Genomic DNA, 16,231 nt, shown 5'->3' on the forward strand with positions numbered 1-16,231 from the left:
GCCGCGCCAGGCGAAATCATCTGCTTGAGGTTTCAAGAACGTGGAAGACCGGGCTTGCCGGCTACGCGCGGAATAATCCGATTAATCACATCGCGCGACGTGGACTGCGGGTATTGAGCGCTTGCTGGAACCCTCTCGTCGGCGTGATCAGTGTTCCGTACGCGCCTCGGATTCGCCGAGAGTACGTTTACTCAGTTGGCTCGCAAGCGTCCAAAATCATCACCGGCCCTCGTAGAATCCGACTGATCTGAGAGCGGCCGACGCCAGCACATCGGCCGCTACAGGATGGGTCGTGCAAGACGCGGACCCGCGAACGTTAGAACAGGTGCTTGATCCCCAACGAGCCCCCCACCGCGCGCAAGCCCGACGCGCCGCCCAAGCCCTGCTCGGCGTTCAACTGCACATTGACGAACGTGTTCTTGCCCGCCCGCCGGTCATAGCCTGCCGACAGTCCCACACGCGATCCGTCCAGTTTGTTGTCAAAAGCAATGTCGCCCTGAGTGAGCGTCTGGTATTCGCTGGACGACTCCCCCAGCGTGTGCCGGTAACTCAGCATCAGCCAGCCGTGGTTGCGCGCATCGTCCTGCTCGCCCCAGGCTTTTGACAGCTTCAGGCTCACGCGCGAATGCAGCGCACGCGATGCTGGCAGCGCAACCTGACCGAGGTCATCATCGCCGTCGCGCAGCTTGACGTGCTGGACCATCACCTGCGCTTGCGGTTCGAGTCGAAGCCCCCTAGACGCGTCGCCAATGTCGAACGCCTTGCCGGCTTCGGCCGACAGCGCCGCGCCCCAGCCCGACGTTCGCATCGACATGCCGTCGGCGCCGCTCGATTGGGTCTTCACGCCATACCGGCTGAATTGCGTGACGACGTCGACGTACCCGCCCTTGCCATCCATCATCGTGTAATACGCGCCCAAGCCATACATCGTCTGGTCGCTGCGGCCGGCATTGATGGTTGAACGCGTGGAGGCCTGGTAATGATCCACGTCCGCGCGGGAAACCAATGCGGTGCCGAACACGCCCAGACTGTTGCGGCGGATGCCCTTGTTGGTCACAAAGAGGTCCGTGCCCACCTGGAGGCCCCCCAGCGTCGTGCGGCTTCCCACTTGCGACTGCAGAATGCCACGCGCCGCACCATCGCGGTTCTCCCAACCGCCCAGCGATCTGGCCCAGGCATACGGGTACACCTTCCGAGCCAGCGTTTCGGTCGCGCCCATGCGCTCGTTGAAGGTGCCCACCGCCAATTCGGACTGCCGCAGCGCTTGCCCGCCCAGCTGCGAGTAAATGGAGACCTCGGGGCGGACCTCGCTGATGAGGTACCAGTTGTTGGCAAGTGCCGGCGAGCCATCCTGCGCGCCATGCGACAGCACATAGCGAAACGCCCCGCCCCGAGGCGCCTGGCCGGGCGTCAGCTGGAACGCGTTGTCCGTGCTGGCGCCCGCCTTGACCACCAGAAAGCCGTTTCCGTGTAGCGGATCGCCGAAGCCGCTGTCGGTGTTGAGCGTCAGATTCGTCAGCCCCGTCGCCCCCGCATTCAAGGTCAGGTAATCCACCGTGCCGGCCGAGGTCGGAATCATGTGCAGCTGCACTTCCCCGCCGCCGCCCGCCAGATTGTTGGCGGTGAACGTGCGGCCGATGGCATCGTGGGTCCACTCGGCGGGCGGCGCAAACGCGACGCTGCCGGCAAGCCGAAGTTCGTTGACAGTGCTGAGGTTGTTTGCTTGCGCGGGGTTGGACCCATCGGTCAGGATGTTCCAACGGCTGGCCGCGTCGATGGAAAGATTCGGTCCATCCACCCAGCCGTCCAGCCGTGCGCCGTTGGCCAGTCCGAGGCCGGCATCGCCTGCCCCAACGACCTGGGCAACCGCGTGATCGGCCTGCCCCAACGAGGTGCCATCGATGACCAGCGTGCCGTTGTCCACCCGCGTGAAGCCGGTGTAGGTAAGCGGCCCGGTCAGCGTGGTCGTGCCCGAACCCGCCTGCAGCAGATCGCCCGTTCCCGATATGGCGTTGGACAGGATGACTGCATCGGTGCGGTCGATGGCCAGAACGGCGTTGTTCTCGATCACGCCCTCCCCCAACGATCCGACGGCCTGGCCCGCGCCCAGTTGCAGCACGCCGTCGTCGATCAGCGTTGCGCCGGCGAAGGCATTGTCGCTGCCGATGATCCACGTCCCCGCGCCGGTCTTGGTAAGCGAGCCCGATCCGGTGATCGCGCCCTCCATCACGGAGACCGTGCCATCCGCCGTGCGGATCGCGCCGTCACTGACGAACTGCATGTCGCGCTGCGAGGTCACGCTGGCGTCCAACTGTAAGCCGCCGCCGTTGAATGTGAGTGCGCCGCTCGCGTCACCCAGGCTGGCGTCGTCGGCAATCGCGAGCCACCCGCCCGACAGCGTCCACGGCGTGAGGGCCTGGGTGGGCGTACCCGTCAGCGTCCAGGTTCCTTCCGAGGTCTTTTCGAAGGCATTGAAGCCCAGGTATTGGGCCTGCGGGCCGCTTCCAATCAGGCTGACATCAAAGGCCAGCGCCGCGCCGCCATCCAACCTGAACGTGTTCTTGCCGCCCGACTCCGTGGCGTCGACCAGGCCGATGATTTCACTGCCGGCCTGCAGGACCAGCGTGGAATCATGGGCGGTCGCCGCATACTTGATGGCGATGTTCTGGTTCGCCGGCCCCTGCGAGATCGTGCCCGAATTGATGATCACGGAGTTGGCGCCTGTGACGTGGACGCCGTGACCACTGTTGCCGCCGGCACCGCCCGGGGGGCCACCGGCGAATGTGGTGCCCGCCCCGCCGGCGCCGCCCGATCCGCCAGCCGCCCCGCCGCCTCCACCGCCCCCGGCCCAAATTGCTGTGTCCGCTATGCCACCATCGACGCCGGCCTCACCGCCAGCGATACCGCCTGATCCGCCTACACCCGGAATTGGGCTGGATAATCCATCGCCCTGCGACCCGCCGTTGGTGTAGGTGCCGCCGCCACCCCCACCGCCACCTGCATACCCCGGATTACCGCCACCCGGCATACCATCTTCTCCCCCATTGCCGCCATTGCCGCCGTAGCCCGTTCCATCGATCCTGTAGTGGTCTAATTTTGGTAGACACCCATTTAGGTTGAACCTAGGAGGTGAGTCATGACCAAGATAAAGCGGCGTGCCTTTACGGCTGAGTTCAAGCTTCAGGCGGTTCACATGGTTATGGACAAAGACCTTAGCGTGGCCGAGGTCTGCAAATCGTTGGGGATAGGCGAGACAGCACTGCGGCGGTGGCTGGTCCAGTACAAGGCAGATCGACTGGGCGATCCTGGTCCAGGCTTGCCGATCACGCCCGAGCAACGACGTATCCGCGAGTTGGAGATGGAGTTGCGCCAAGCGAAGGTGGACATGGAGCTGTTAAAAAAAGCCTCGGCCTTCTTTGCCCGCGAGCTCAAGTGAGCTTTGCCCTGGTGGCGCATATGCAACAGAAGGCCTATCACGTCAGCCACATCTGCCGGGTGTTGGGTGTTAGCCGATCCGGTTATTACGCTCAGCGTAGCCGACGGATACGTCCTAAGGCGTTGCGCGAACAGGTGCATGTAGCCGCGGCATTTAACGCAAGTGGATCGACGTACGGTAGCCGCCGTATCTCTCACGCGTTGCGAGCTGAAGGCATTGTCATTGGCCGCTATCGTGCGCGCACTCTGATGCGGCAGGCCTTTCTAAGACCCGTTTGGAAGCGTCGGTTCGTTCGCAACCCGATCACCGATTTAGGGCAGCCGACGTTCAAGAACGTGCTCGATCGGCAGTTCGATGTGAGCCAGCCCAACCGAGCTTGGGTGACGGATGTCACTTGCATCAATACGGCTCAGGGATGGCTTCATCTGGCCGCCGTGTTGGATCTGTACTCGCGACGTCTGATTGGCTGGGCGACATCGCCAACGACGCATACGCCCGTCGTTCGCCAAGCACTGGAGATGGCAATTCGGCAGCGCCGACCTCGACCTGGGCTCGTGCTTCACTCCGATCGAGGCTTCCAGTACGGAAGCGCGGAATACCAGGCAATTCTTGCTGCGCACGGCATCGTGTGCAGCATGAGTCGCAGAGCAAACTGTTGGGACAACGCAGTCATGGAGAGATTCTTCCTGAGCCTGAAGGTCGAACGCCTATGGAAGGCGTCCTACGCCACCCGTGCCGAGGCCCATCGGGACATCCAGGACTACATCGAGAACTTCTACAACACCCGGCGGTTGCACTCTACGTTAGGGTATCTGGCTCCGGCCACCTATGAGGCCCGCCGGCCGCGAAAACAACCGACCTAAGTGTCCACTAAAACTTGACCACGACATCCCGCCGGGGTTGATATCCGCCGCGCCGCCGCCGCCGCCCCCACCGCCGCCACCAGTCCCCCCCGCGCCGTCACCACCGCGGCCGCCGTCGCTGACAATGTTCTCACTGAAACTACCGCCGCCCCCGCCTCCACCGCCCCCCCCCTTGCCGCCGCTAATACAGTAGCCGTCGTTATGCAGAACCACGCCATCACCCGAGATCACGATGCCGTGCCCGCCATTGCCGCCCGCGCCCCCTGCGCCGCCTACATAGCCCCCTTGCCCGCCTCCGCCCCCCCCGCCCCCGCCACCGCCGGGCGCCCCTTCAATGTCGTCATAGGTGGTGTAGGACGTCGTGAGATCGAGGGCGGCAAAACCATCCCCGCCGTCGCTCCCATTGCCCCCGTTGGCAGCCCCGCCTGCACCGCCCACCCCCGCCTCGCCGACGATCAAGGCGCGTGCGGCCGGATGCGGGGACATGCCAAGAGAGATCAGAGACAGGCCAAAACAAAGCTTGAGCGCAATACCGCGCGCCTTGTCGATTCGATTTCGAGTCGAGTGTTCATGTTGCAACGCCAAGCAAGAATCCGTGTGCATCGTTGGTTCATCCTGGGTATGGATTCACGCGCGGCTTCGCGAATTCGATTGCACCGGGAGCACAGGGGACGCTCCAGGCAGAATCGTGAACTTGATCTCGCAAGAACGTGGAACACCGGGGTCGCCGGTCGCGCGTTTGAGTAATCCGGTTAATCACGTCGAGCGACGGCTGCGAGCTGAAAAGCGTTAAAGCCCGTGTCGTCGGTGTCTCAGATTCTCTTTATGCGTCCCGGCTTCACCCAGAGTAGGATTACTCGGAATGCGCGACAGTCTTTATAAGAATCAGTTGCCGTGGAAAATCAGACGATCGCTATGGCGCATGTTCCAAGACCGTGCCAGCGATCCGGCGGGCCTCTTCATGCAAGGTCGCTAGAACAGATACTTCACCCCCACCGAGCCGGCCACCGCCCGCAATCCTGACGAGCTGCCCAAGCCCTGTTCGGCCTGCACCCGCACATTGACGAAGATGTTCCTGCCCGCGCGCCGGTCATATCCCGCCGCCAGACCGATGCGCGATCCATCCAGATCGTTGTCGAATGCGATGTCGCCCTGCGTGGCGGAGGGATACGAACTGGAGGACTTTCCGTGCGTATGCAGGTAGCTCAGCATCAGCCAGCCGTGGCTTTGCGTCTGGGCTTGCTCGCCCCAGACTTTCGATAGCTTCAGACTCACACGCGAATGCAGCGCGTTCAGTCCCGGCAGGGCAACCCGGCCCACGCTGTCTTCAGCGTCACGCAATTTGACGTGCTGGACCATCACCTGGGCTTGCGGCTCAACGCGCAGACCGCGGCCGTCGCGAATATCGAAGGCCTTTCCGGCTTCGGCGGAAAGCGCGGCGCCCCATCCGGATGTCTGCAGGGACGTGCCATGCGCACCGCGCGATTGCGTCCTCACGCCATACCGGCTGACCTGTCCGACGAAATCGGCGTAACCGCCCTTGCCGTCCATCAACGTGTAGTAAGCGCCCAGGCCATACAGGGTTTGATCGCTGCGGCCGGCATCCACCGTCGATCGCGTGGATGCCTGATAGTGCGACACGTCGTTACGGGAAGCCATTGCCGTACCAAACACGCCCACGCTCTGGCGGCCGATACCTTTGCTGGCCACGAACAGGTCCGTTCCCACCTGCAGCCCGCCCAACCGCGAATCCACGGCGACATTCGCTTGCCGGATCCCTTGAGGCGCGCCATCCCGGCGTTCCAGGACGCCCAGCGACCGCGCCCAGACATAGGGGTAGACCGTTCGCGCCAGCGTTTCGGTCGCTCCCATCCGTTCGTTGAACGACCCCACCGCCACCTCGGACTGCCGCAAGGCCTGATTGCCCAACTGCGAGTAGATGGACACCTCGGGACGGATATCGCTGAACAGATACCAGTTGTTGGCCAGATCCGCTGCGCCGTTTCTCGCGCCTTGCACCAGCCCGTAATTGAATGCGCCCGCCTGCGTGGGTTGTCCGGGGGTTTGTAGAAACGCGTGGTCGGTGCTGGCGCCGGCCTTGACCACCAGCAACCCGTCGCCGGCCAACGGATCTCCGAAGCCGCCCGGCGTGATGAGCTTCAGGTAGGTCAACCCCGTGGCGCCCTGGGTCAGCGTCAGGTGATCCGCGGCGCCGGTCGGGTTCACGTGCAGTTGCACTTCGCCACCGGCGCCCACCAGGTTGTTGGCGGTGACTGTGCGGCCGGCTTGATTGTTCGCCGCATCGGAGGGCGGCGAAAAGGCGATGCTGCCAGCAAGCTGAAGTGCGTTGACGCTGCTGAGGTTGAGGCCCTGCGCGGCGGTAGCGGCATCGGCCAGGACGTTCCATCGGCTAGTTGCATCGATGATGAGGTTCGGTCCGTCCATCTGGCCGTCGAGCCTGGCGCCGTTCGCAAGGCTCAATGTCGCATTGCTGGCGCCGGCGACGCTGGCGGCCGCTTGATGGGCCTGGCCCAGGGCCGTGCCATGGATGACCAGCATGCCCTCGTCGACACGCGTCACGCCGGTATGGGTGAGCGGCCCCGCCGGCGTGGTGTTGGCCGATCCGGTATCGCTGCCCAGGATGATCCATGTGCCGGAACCGGTCTTGGTGAGGTTGCCTGCGCCACTGATCGTTCCCTGCATCACGGACACCGTGCCGACGGCCGTGTGGACCGCGCCATCACCGCGCAACTGAAAATCGCGCTGCGACGACATGCTGGCGTTCAGTTGCAACCCGCCGCCGTCGAAGACGAGGCCACCAGCCGGATCACCCAGCGCGCCGTCGTCCGTAATGGCAAGCCATCCCCCGAGTAGTGTCCAAGGCGTGAGCGCCAGTGCGGGCGCCCCTGTCAGCGCCCACATGCCGTCAGACGTCTTCTCGAATGCGTTGAAGCCCAGATACTGGCCTTGTGCGCCGTCGCCAATCTTGCCGACGTCAAAGGCCAGCGCGGCCCCGCCATCAAGGACCAGTGTGTTTCTGCCGGCCGATTCGGTCGCGTCGACGAGGCCTTGAATCACGCTGCCCTCCCGGAGCATCAAGGTCGCGTTGCTGGCGGTCCCCGCATACTTGATTGCGGTGTCCTGGTTGACGGGCCCCGCCATGATGGAGCCCGCGTTGATGATGACGGAATCGGCTCCCGTGACGTAGACGCCGTGATTGCTGCTGCCCTCGCCGCCGCCGCCGTTCGTATCGAAGCGCGTGTACTGTCCGCCGTTGCCACCCGCGCCGCCTGGCGCGCCTCCGCCCCCTCCACCGGCTGCAAAACCTTCATAATGCATGGCATTGGTTCCCGCGACGCCGGATGCCCCGCCGGCAATACCCCCCGCTCCGCCCAACCCCTCAGTTATCACCGGCCACACGTCCTGGCCTGCAGCCCCACCGTTGGCGGACGTGCCGCCGCCACCGCCACCTCCGCCAGCCCACGAAATACCTGGGGGACCACTGCCCCCCGCCAGACCATCTTCTCCACCATTGCCGCCGTCTCCCCCGAAGCCCGTCCGGATATGCGCCCCGCCTCCCCCGCCCCCGCCCGCGGCACCGCCTACGCCCGTCGAGCCGTCGCCACCGCGACCACCATCTGCTTCCACAGAGAAATGGAAGGTGGAGCCGCCTCCTCCGCCGCCGCCACCGCCCTTGCCGCCGCGGATTGACCAGCCGTCGTTGTGCAATACCACCGCGTCGCCTGAGATGACGATGCCGGCCCCGCCGTTCCCCCCGGCACCGCCAGCGCCGCCCATGGAATGGCCATGCCCGCCGCCACCGCCACCCCCACCGCCGCCGCCGGCCCCGCCTTCGACGTTGCCTGCCGTGGTGTACGACGTCGAAAGCTCCAGGGCGGCCTGGCCATCTCCACCGTCGCCGCCGCGCCCTCCATTGGATGCGCCTCCCTGGCCGCCTGCCCCCGACGCGCCAACGATCCCGCCAGAGGCAACGGCAGGGTGCGACACGTCGACGGAAAGCAGCAGCAGGCCAAAGCAGAGCCTGTTCGCGGTTGTTCGGGCCTTGAGAAACAGCGTTGAATCGGCACGTTGGTGCGCCGCGCGGGAATCCACGTCCATCAATCGATCATCCTGAGTTTCGGATTCACGCGCGGCGACTTCTCGTTCCGCCCGGCGCGCAGCTGACGGCGACGGCAAGTGACCGCGTGCGCGTGAATAGCCGTTTGTTCACGTTGAAAGACGGAGCCGGGCCGCAGATCGTTGGCGCCCACTTCGTCGGTGTGATCGATTGTGTTCAGAGCCGGCGGATTCACCGAGAGCACTATTACTCCGATGGCGCGACCGCTTTCTCAAACATCAACGTAGGCATCGAAATCCGACGGATCGCCATTGCGTTCGGATCGTTGCCGTGCCAGTCATCCGGACAGGTGACCGTCGACCGAGCAGGCGTTATCCGGGCGCGTGACGAAGTGCAAATTTGCGCCGCACCGGCGCAATAATGCGCTCTCGTATTTCCATTGCGCAGTTACGCTGGAGCCTTCTGATCACCGAACTTCATTTCCCCAATATCCCAGGAGAAAGCCATGACGACGCACTCGAATCCGCTCGAAAAGAAAACCGCCTATTGGGGCGTGCCGTGGGAAGACGCTTATGGCTATGCGCAGGCGGTGCAGGTGGGTAACGATATCTACGTGTCGGGCCAGCTCAATCACGACCAGGATGGCAACCTGATCGCGCCGGCCGAACTTGACGACCAAGGCAAGCCGCGTGACTTCTCCACCATGGAAGCGCAGATGCGCGCGACCTACGAGAACCTGGCGGCCTTGCTGGGCAAGTTCGGCGCCACGCTGGATAACGTCGTGGAAGAAACGCTGTACGTCTTGGACGTCGATGCCGCCTTTGCGGCTGCAGGCAAGGTGCGCAAGGCCGCCTATGGCACCGATCGTCCCCAGGTCGCCAGCAACCTGATCGGTGTCTCCCGGTTGGCGATGCCCGCGCAGTTGATCGAGATCGCCTGCAAGGCGGTGCTGCGTCCTCGCACTGCCATTTGAGGAACCATCAGATCTTTGACGGGGGCCGCGCCTGGCGGCCCTCGATCAAGGCCTTGTGCTTGGCCACGGCCGCGGCGCAAAAACGCATGAAGATCTGAACGCGCCGTGAGCGCCGGATGTCGGGGTGGGTGAGCAGCCAGAGGTCATCCGCAAGCTCGGGCACGACAGGACCCACGCGCACCAGGTCGGCCATCGTGTCTCCCAGCATGCAGGGCAGATAGCCCACCCCGAGCCCCGCAACGATGCCCGCGCCGACGGCGGCGACCGAATCGGATCGGTACGCGATATTCGCCGGTGCAACCCGGCCTTCAAGAACGCGAGCGGCCTTCAATCCAGCCAGTCCGCCCGCGTAGGACACCCAACTCAGGTCGTGAATGCGGTCCGCCGCAGGCGCCTTGCGCCGAAACTGTTGCGCGTTTCCGTAGGGCGCCCACGCGATGCCTGCCAGCTTGCGCCCGACCCAGCTCTGCGGCGGCCGCTGGGTGGCTCGTAGCGCGATGTCCGACTCGTCGCGGGCAAGGTCCAGGGTGTCGTTCCCGACCAGGACCTCAATCGACAGCGAGGGGTGGGTTGCCCTGAATTCGGCAATGATGGGCGTCAGGAAATACAGCAGCAGCGAGTCGCTGGTGGCAACCCGAAGCGTGCCGTGCGGGTCATGCGTGGAACCGGAAATGCGGCGGGCCACACTGACGACATCGAGTTCGACACGCTCGCTCAGCGCGCGAAGCTCCATCCCTTCGGCGGTCAGCTTGTAGCCTGCGCGCCGCCGGTCAAACAAGGCAACGCCCAGCGCAGCCTCGGCCTGCGCCACGCGGCGCGACACCGTCGAGGCATTGATGCCGAGCTTTTCGGCCGCCAAGGACCGATTGCCGCAATCGCTCAACACTTTGACGATGCGTAGGTCATCCCATGACAACGTGTTCGGCGCGGCGGCGTTGTCCAAGGCGAGGCTGGTCGCGGACGCGGGAAGGGCTTTGGCAGGTTTTGGCGGCGCCATGATCGGCAGATGTTCTTACGTGGACGTGAGACGTAAGCGTAAAACGTAAGCGCCCGTCGCAGGCGTCGAATCAAAGCGCTGAACGGAAAGGATGCTTGACGCCATGAAAAGCGCTTAGGCACAGAGAATGCGCATAACCGAATCCGCATAACCGTATCCGCATAACCGAACGGCGCATAAACAAAAGGCCCCTATGAAGGGGCCCTGGAAAACGCACAGCTTGTCTGGATTGGCGCGCCCGACAGGAATCGAACCTGTATCAAGAGCTTCGGAAACTCTCATTCTATCCATTGAACTACGGGCGCAGCGCAAGGAGGCGGTATTGTACCCAGTTTTGCGCGATCTGCATGAACTGGATCAAATCTTCCGGCAAACTCATCGAAAACCCGTCCTGACACATTGGACGATCGTCCCTGACACCGTTATATAATCCAGCGTTTGCTTGCAGGCGGGCATGGGTTGCCGCCGACTTGTGCAGTACTGATTTTCTGTTGCCGCCGCCAAGGCGCCCCCGGTACCCGTTAGCAGGATTTGGTCATGAGCAACGAGCAGGAACACATAGAAGAGCACTCCTCCCCCATCAAGACCCCGAAGCAACTGATCGTCACGGTCGTCCTGGCTTTCGTGGTTCCCATCGCCATCATCATCCTTCTGGTGAACATGGTGGTCACGGGCACCAAGACCGGCGCCGGGTCGGACGCCCTGTCCGGCGAAGCGGTCGCCCGGCGGATCGCCCCCGTGGCAGGTTTCGAACTGGTTGATGCCAACGCGCCCAAGGTCTTCAAGACCGGCGAGCAGGTCTTTGCCGCTGTCTGTACGGCCTGTCACACCGCTGGCGTGGCGGGCGCTCCCAAGATGGGCGACAACGCCGCGTGGGCGCCGTTCATCAAGGCAGGCTACGACGAGATGCTGAAGGTCGCGCTGCACGGCAAGGGCGGCATGCCCGCCAAGGGCGGCAACCCGGCCCTGTCCGACTACGAAGTCGCGCGCGCCGTGGTGTACATGGCCAACAAGTCCGGCGCCTCGCTGGAAGAACCCGCCGCTCCCGCCGAAGAAGGCGCCAAGAAGGAAGGCGAGGCCGCAGCCGCGCCCGCCGCCCAAGCCGGTGCACCGGCCGCAGCAGCACCGGCCGCAGCAGCGCCGGCAGCCGCTGCACCGGCTGCCGCAGCACCCGCCGCAGCCGCACCCGCTGCTGCCCCGGCCCCCGCCCAACAGGCTGCCGCGGTCAATCCGGCCGGCGAAAAGCTCTACAAGACGGCCTGTTTCGCGTGCCACGCCACGGGTGTCGCCAATGCGCCCAAGTTCGGCGACAAGGCTGCCTGGGAGCCCTACATCAAGACCGGCATGGACACCATGGTGAAGGTCGCCATAACGGGCAAGGGCGCAATGCCTCCCAAGGGCGGCGCCGCCAACGCCTCCGAAGAAGACATCCGCGCCGCCGTCCAATACATGGTGGATGCCGCCAAGTAATACCCCGCCGGCACGTCAGGCAACAAAAAGCCCCTTGATGATTCAAGGGGCTTTTTTCATGGCCGCAACATCTTCATGCGTTGAAAAGGTGTCAGGCACCTGTTGCGCTGAGAAAAGGTGTCTGACACCCGTTGAGACACCGCCGCACATTGACGACCATCTCGCCTGGGTGTCAGACACCTTGCCGACCTTGCCGCGCAGCGATCAGTCCGCCGTCGACTTCAGCAGCGACATGCCCAGCTGCACGCGGCGTTGCAGCCACAGGCTCGGGCGGTAACGGGTGTCGCCCGTGACGCGCTGCATGCTCTTCAAGATTTCCAGGATGCGGTCGGCGCCCAGCTTGTCGCCCAGGGCCAGCGGGCCCACGGGATAGCCCAGTCCCAGCGTCACGGCCAGGTCGATGTCTTCGGGCGTGGCGATCTTTTGCTGCGCGATGTCGCAGGCGATGTTCACGATGTGCGCCACGATGCGCTGCGCGATGAAGCCGGGCGAATCCTCGATCACCGTGACGGGCACGCCGTCCGCGGCCAGCAGCGCATGCGCGGCGTCGCGCCACTTGGCTTCGGTGGCCGGCGACACCATGATCGTGCGGCGCTTGGCGCCGTCGAACGCATACAGCGTGTCCAGGCCGACCGTGCGGCCCGCGTTCAAGCCTTGCGCGGAGACGGTGGTGGACACGTCTTCACCGAAGGGCGTGACCAGAATCAGCGCATCGGCGTCGGGCGTGGAACCCGTGACCAGCGTGCCTCCCAGCTTTTCCACCAGCGCGGACGCGCGGGCGTAGCCTTCGCCATGCTTGGGGCTGACCCAGACCTTCAAGCCGTCGGGCAGCGCGGGCGCGGCCGCTTCGGCGGGCACCTGCTTCTGACCGTCGGCGTAGACGTAGAAGCCTTCGCCGGCCTTGCGGCCGATCAGGCCACCGGCCAGGCGCACCGTCGTGATGGGCGACGGGCGGAAGCGCGGCTCGTCGAAGAACTGGCGGTAGATGGATTCCATCACCGGATGCGAGACGTCGAGCGCGGTCAGGTCCAGCAGCTCGAACGGGCCCATGCGAAAGCCCGCCTGCTCGCGCATGACGGCGTCGACCTGGGCGAAGGTGGCCACCGCCTCCTGCGCCACGCGCAGCCCTTCGGTGTTCATGCCGCGGCCAGCGTGGTTGACGATGAAGCCGGGCATGTCCTTGGCGCGCACGGGGGTGTGCCCCATGCGGCGCGCCAGGTCGGCCAGGGCGTCGCCGACTTCCGGCGCGCTGCGCAGGCCGTCGATGACCTCGACCACCTTCATCAGCGCGACCGGATTGAAGAAGTGATAGCCCGCCACGCGCTGCGGCCGCTTGCAGGCGGCCGCAATCGCCGTGATGGACAGCGACGAGGTGTTGGACGCCAGGATGCAGTCGTCGGACACCACGCCTTCCAGCGCCGCGAACAGATCGCGCTTGACGTCCAGGCGCTCGACGATGGCCTCGACCACAAGCTGGCAGTTCGCCATGTCGGTCAGCGCGGTGGCCGATTCGACGCGCTCGAGCGCGGCTTGCGCGTCGGCAGCGGTCAGCTTGCCCTTCTGGGCCAGCTTCTCCCAGGTCTGGCGCAAGGACTCGCGCGCGGCCGCGATGGCGTCGGCGCTGGTATCGTACAGGCGCACACGCAAGCCGGCCTGCGCCGCGATCTGCGCGATGCCGCGCCCCATGGCCCCGGCGCCCACGACGCCGATGGTTTGAATGTCCGTCATCAACTATCTCCTGCCTGTATTGGAATGGATCGTGCGCCTGGCGCGGCGCGGCATGCGCAAAAGGCGGCCAGGCCGCCTTCTCGCGCGCGTCAGGCGCGGCTCTGGGCCAGCGCCTGGATTTCTTCGGCCGACAGTCCCAGCTTTTCGGACAGGACCTGCTCGGTGTGCTCGCCCAGCATGGGCGGCGCGCGGCGGTACTCGACCGGACTGCCGGAGAACTTCAGCGGGCTGGCCGCCACGGGCACGGTGCCTGCGGCCGGATGGGGCAGCTCGCGCTTCATGTTGCGGGCCAGCACGTGCGGGTCTTCGTAGACCTGGTCCAGCGTGTTGATGGGACCGGCCGGAACACCCACGCCTTCCAGCGCGGCGAGCCAGTGGTCGCGCTCGCCAGTGGCCATGCGCTCGGCCAGCAGCGGCACCAGTTCCTCGCGGTTCTTCACGCGCTGCGGGTTGGTGGCAAAACGCGGGTCGGCCGACAGCTCGGGCAGGCCGATCGCGCCGCAATAGTTGCGGAACTGGCTGTCGTTGCCCACCGCCACGATGAGGTGGCCGTCGCTGGCCGCGAACACCTGGTAGGGCACCAGGTTCTGGTGCGCGTTGCCGGCGCGGCGCGGCGCCACGCCCGAGGTCATGAAGTTCAGGTTCTGGTTGGCCAGCATGGCGACCTGGCAATCCAGCAGCGCCATGTCGATGTGTTGGCCCAGGCCGCTGCGGGCCCGTTCGTGCAGCGCCGCCAGGATGCCCACGGTGGAATACATGCCGGTCATCAGGTCGGCCACGGCAACGCCTGCCTTCTGCGGACCGCCGCCGGGCAGATCGTCGCGCTCGCCGGTGATGCTCATCAGGCCGCCCATGCCCTGGATCATGAAGTCATAGCCGGGACGGCTGGCGTAGGGGCCGGTCTGGCCGAAGCCCGTGATCGAGCAGTAGATCAGGCGCGGATTCAGTTCCTTCAGGCTCTCGTAGTCCAGGCCGTATTTGGAAAGCCCGCCGACCTTGAAGTTTTCCACCAGGATGTCGCTTTGCAAGGCCAGTTCGCGCACGAGCTCGGCGCCACGCGGCGAGGCGATGTCCAGCGCCACCGACATCTTGTTGCGGTTGGCCGACAGGTAATACGCGGCCTCGGTGGTGTCGTGGCCCGCTTCGTCCTTCAGGTACGGAGGGCCCCAGGCGCGCGTGTCGTCGCCCGAGCCGGGCCGTTCGATCTTGATGACCTCGGCGCCAAGGTCAGCGAGGTTCTGGGTGCACCAGGGACCCGCCAGCACGCGGGTCAGATCCAGCACACGTATGCCGGTTAGGGGAGCGGGACGTTGCGACATCGGTAATCTTTTCGCTAGAAGGGAAATGAGAACTTCCCGCCCGCGCCGGAGCGCAAGGCGGACTGGGATTCCGTCATGCCAGAAGGCGGCCCGCCGGGGGCCGCCTTCCGATCAACATTCGTCAGACTGGATATTAGCCTCTCGAACGCGTTGGCCGGACCGCTGGCGGCGGAAAGATCAGGAATGGGCCTTGATGGTCTCGCGCGCAATGACCAGCTGCTGGATCTGCGACGTGCCTTCAAAGATGCGGAACAGGCGCACGTCGCGGTAGAACCGCTCCACCGCGTACTCGGACATGTAGCCCGCGCCCCCGTGGATCTGCACCGCGCGGTCGGCCACGCGGCCCACCATTTCCGTGGAGAAGAGCTTGCAGCAGGCGGCCTGCATGGTGGTGTTCTCGCCGCGGTCGCGCATGCGGGCGGCGTCCAGCACCATGCAGCGGGCCGCGTAGAGTTCGGCCTGGCTGTCGGCGATCATCGCCTGGATGAGCTGGAATTCGGCGATGGGCTGGCCGAACTGCTTGCGCTCGGTGGCGTACTTGACGGCGTCGCGCAGCAGGCGGTCGGCAATGCCCACGCACAACGCGGAAATGTGCAGGCGCCCCTTGTCCAGCACGCGCATGGAGGTCCGGAAGCCATTGCCTTCCTCGCCGCCAAGCAAGGCGCTGGCCGGCACGCGGCAGTTGTCGAACACGACGTCGCTGGTCAGCGCGCCGGCCTGGCCCATCTTCTTGTCCGGCTTGCCGATGATGAGGCCCGGCGTGCCGGCCTCGACGAGGAAGCACGAGATGGAGTTGGCCCGGCGCTCGGGCGCCGTGCGGGCCATGACCGAAAACAGGCCGGCGATGGGCGCATTGGTGATGTAGCGCTTGGTGCCGTTCAGCACGTAGCAATCGCCGTCACGCTCGGCGGACACGCGCAGCGACATGGCGTCGGAGCCCGCATCGGGCTCGGTCAGCGCAAACGACCCGATCAGTTCGCCGCTGGCAAGCTTGGGCAGGTATCGGGCGCGCTGCTCGTCGGTGCCGGCCAGGACGATGGCCTGCGAGCCGATGCCGATGTTGGTGCCGGCCAGCGACCGGAACGCGGGCGAGGTCTGGCCCAGTTCGAACACGACGCGGACCTCTTCTTCCATCGTCAGGCCCAGGCCGCCGAAGTCCGGCGAGATGGACAGGCCGAACAGGCCCAGGTCGCGCATTTCATTGACGATGTCCGGCGGCACTTCGCCGCTGGCGGCCAGTTCGTCCTCGGCGGGAATCAGCCGTTCGTGCACGAAGCGGCGGACGGCGTCGATCAAAAGGTTCAGGGTTTCGGTGTCCAGGGCCATGAGGAAAGTCTCTTAGAGCGAATGCAGGTCGGGGGTTTGGT

At 65.1% G+C, this 16,231-nt stretch carries 10 protein-coding genes and 1 tRNA gene; 4 read left to right on the forward strand and 7 right to left on the reverse strand.

Annotated elements, in window-relative coordinates; all coding sequences use genetic code 11:
• Window positions 1-316 precede the first annotated feature (316 nt).
• A complete protein-coding gene (locus FBY20_RS08895; protein ID WP_160144397.1) occupies window positions 317-2,710 on the reverse strand; it encodes an autotransporter outer membrane beta-barrel domain-containing protein in 2,394 nt (797 codons plus the stop codon).
• Window positions 2,711-3,136: 426 nt separating this feature from the next.
• Here FBY20_RS08895 and FBY20_RS08905 point away from each other — a divergent pair.
• Window positions 3,137-4,299 (forward strand): IS3 family transposase gene (locus FBY20_RS08905; RefSeq protein ID WP_174245396.1). Its coding sequence is split into 2 segments (ribosomal slippage): window positions 3,137-3,407 and window positions 3,407-4,299, totalling 1,164 coding nucleotides; the frame shifts between segments, so codons are not numbered across the junction.
• Window positions 4,300-5,271: 972 nt separating this feature from the next.
• Here the strand turns inward: FBY20_RS08905 and FBY20_RS28060 are convergent.
• A complete protein-coding gene (locus tag FBY20_RS28060; RefSeq protein WP_160144399.1) occupies window positions 5,272-8,418 on the reverse strand; it encodes an autotransporter outer membrane beta-barrel domain-containing protein in 3,147 nt (1,048 codons plus the stop codon).
• A 104-nt stretch (window positions 8,419-8,522) separates the two neighbouring features.
• Here FBY20_RS28060 and FBY20_RS08925 point away from each other — a divergent pair, with 104 nt between their 5' ends.
• Window positions 8,523-8,798: a hypothetical protein gene (locus tag FBY20_RS08925; RefSeq protein WP_142051545.1), complete on the forward strand. Its 276-nt coding sequence runs from the start codon at window positions 8,523-8,525 to the stop codon at window positions 8,796-8,798.
• An 84-nt stretch (window positions 8,799-8,882) separates the two neighbouring features.
• Window positions 8,883-9,350 carry a Rid family hydrolase gene (locus tag FBY20_RS08930; protein WP_142051548.1) on the forward strand — a complete coding sequence of 156 codons (468 nt, stop codon included), beginning with the start codon at window positions 8,883-8,885 and terminating at the stop codon, window positions 9,348-9,350.
• Between the two features lie 7 nt (window positions 9,351-9,357).
• Here FBY20_RS08930 and FBY20_RS08935 read toward each other — a convergent pair whose 3' ends face one another.
• Both FBY20_RS08935 and FBY20_RS08940 read right to left on the reverse strand, forming a co-directional pair.
• Entirely contained in the window at window positions 9,358-10,293 is a 936-nt protein-coding gene (locus tag FBY20_RS08935; RefSeq protein WP_222119266.1) for a LysR family transcriptional regulator, read from the reverse strand.
• Between the two features lie 284 nt (window positions 10,294-10,577).
• Window positions 10,578-10,652, reverse strand: a tRNA-Arg gene (locus FBY20_RS08940).
• 232 nt (window positions 10,653-10,884) lie between these two features.
• Between FBY20_RS08940 and FBY20_RS08945 the strand changes: the two genes are divergently transcribed.
• Window positions 10,885-11,817: a cytochrome c5 family protein gene (locus FBY20_RS08945; protein ID WP_142051553.1), complete on the forward strand. Its 933-nt coding sequence runs from the start codon at window positions 10,885-10,887 to the stop codon at window positions 11,815-11,817.
• A 204-nt stretch (window positions 11,818-12,021) separates the two neighbouring features.
• Here FBY20_RS08945 and FBY20_RS08950 read toward each other — a convergent pair whose 3' ends face one another.
• From FBY20_RS08950 to FBY20_RS08960, 3 genes are all read right to left on the reverse strand, one after another.
• Entirely contained in the window at window positions 12,022-13,545 is a 1,524-nt protein-coding gene (locus FBY20_RS08950; RefSeq protein ID WP_142051556.1) for a 3-hydroxyacyl-CoA dehydrogenase, read from the reverse strand.
• 89 nt (window positions 13,546-13,634) lie between these two features.
• Complete coding sequence (locus tag FBY20_RS08955; protein WP_056327589.1) at window positions 13,635-14,864, reverse strand: CaiB/BaiF CoA-transferase family protein; 1,230 nt, start codon at window positions 14,862-14,864, stop codon at window positions 13,635-13,637.
• A 177-nt stretch (window positions 14,865-15,041) separates the two neighbouring features.
• Window positions 15,042-16,190 carry an acyl-CoA dehydrogenase family protein gene (locus FBY20_RS08960; RefSeq protein ID WP_063956629.1) on the reverse strand — a complete coding sequence of 383 codons (1,149 nt, stop codon included), beginning with the start codon at window positions 16,188-16,190 and terminating at the stop codon, window positions 15,042-15,044.
• Between the last annotated feature and the right edge of the window lie 41 nt (window positions 16,191-16,231).

This window comes from Achromobacter sp. SLBN-14 (assembly GCF_006715415.1).
Taxonomy (GTDB): domain Bacteria; phylum Pseudomonadota; class Gammaproteobacteria; order Burkholderiales; family Burkholderiaceae_B; genus Achromobacter; species Achromobacter mucicolens.

Coding starts and splice junctions, on each gene's coding strand:
- FBY20_RS08930 (WP_142051548.1), top strand. CDS start 8,883: ATGACGACGCACTCGAATCCGCTCGAAAAGAAAACCGCCTATTGGGGC.
- FBY20_RS08960 (WP_063956629.1), bottom strand. CDS start 16,190: ATGGCCCTGGACACCGAAACCCTGAACCTTTTGATCGACGCCGTCCGC.
- FBY20_RS28060 (WP_160144399.1), bottom strand. CDS start 8,418: ATGGACGTGGATTCCCGCGCGGCGCACCAACGTGCCGATTCAACGCTG.
- FBY20_RS08950 (WP_142051556.1), bottom strand. CDS start 13,545: ATGACGGACATTCAAACCATCGGCGTCGTGGGCGCCGGGGCCATGGGG.
- FBY20_RS08955 (WP_056327589.1), bottom strand. CDS start 14,864: ATGTCGCAACGTCCCGCTCCCCTAACCGGCATACGTGTGCTGGATCTG.
- FBY20_RS08945 (WP_142051553.1), top strand. CDS start 10,885: ATGAGCAACGAGCAGGAACACATAGAAGAGCACTCCTCCCCCATCAAG.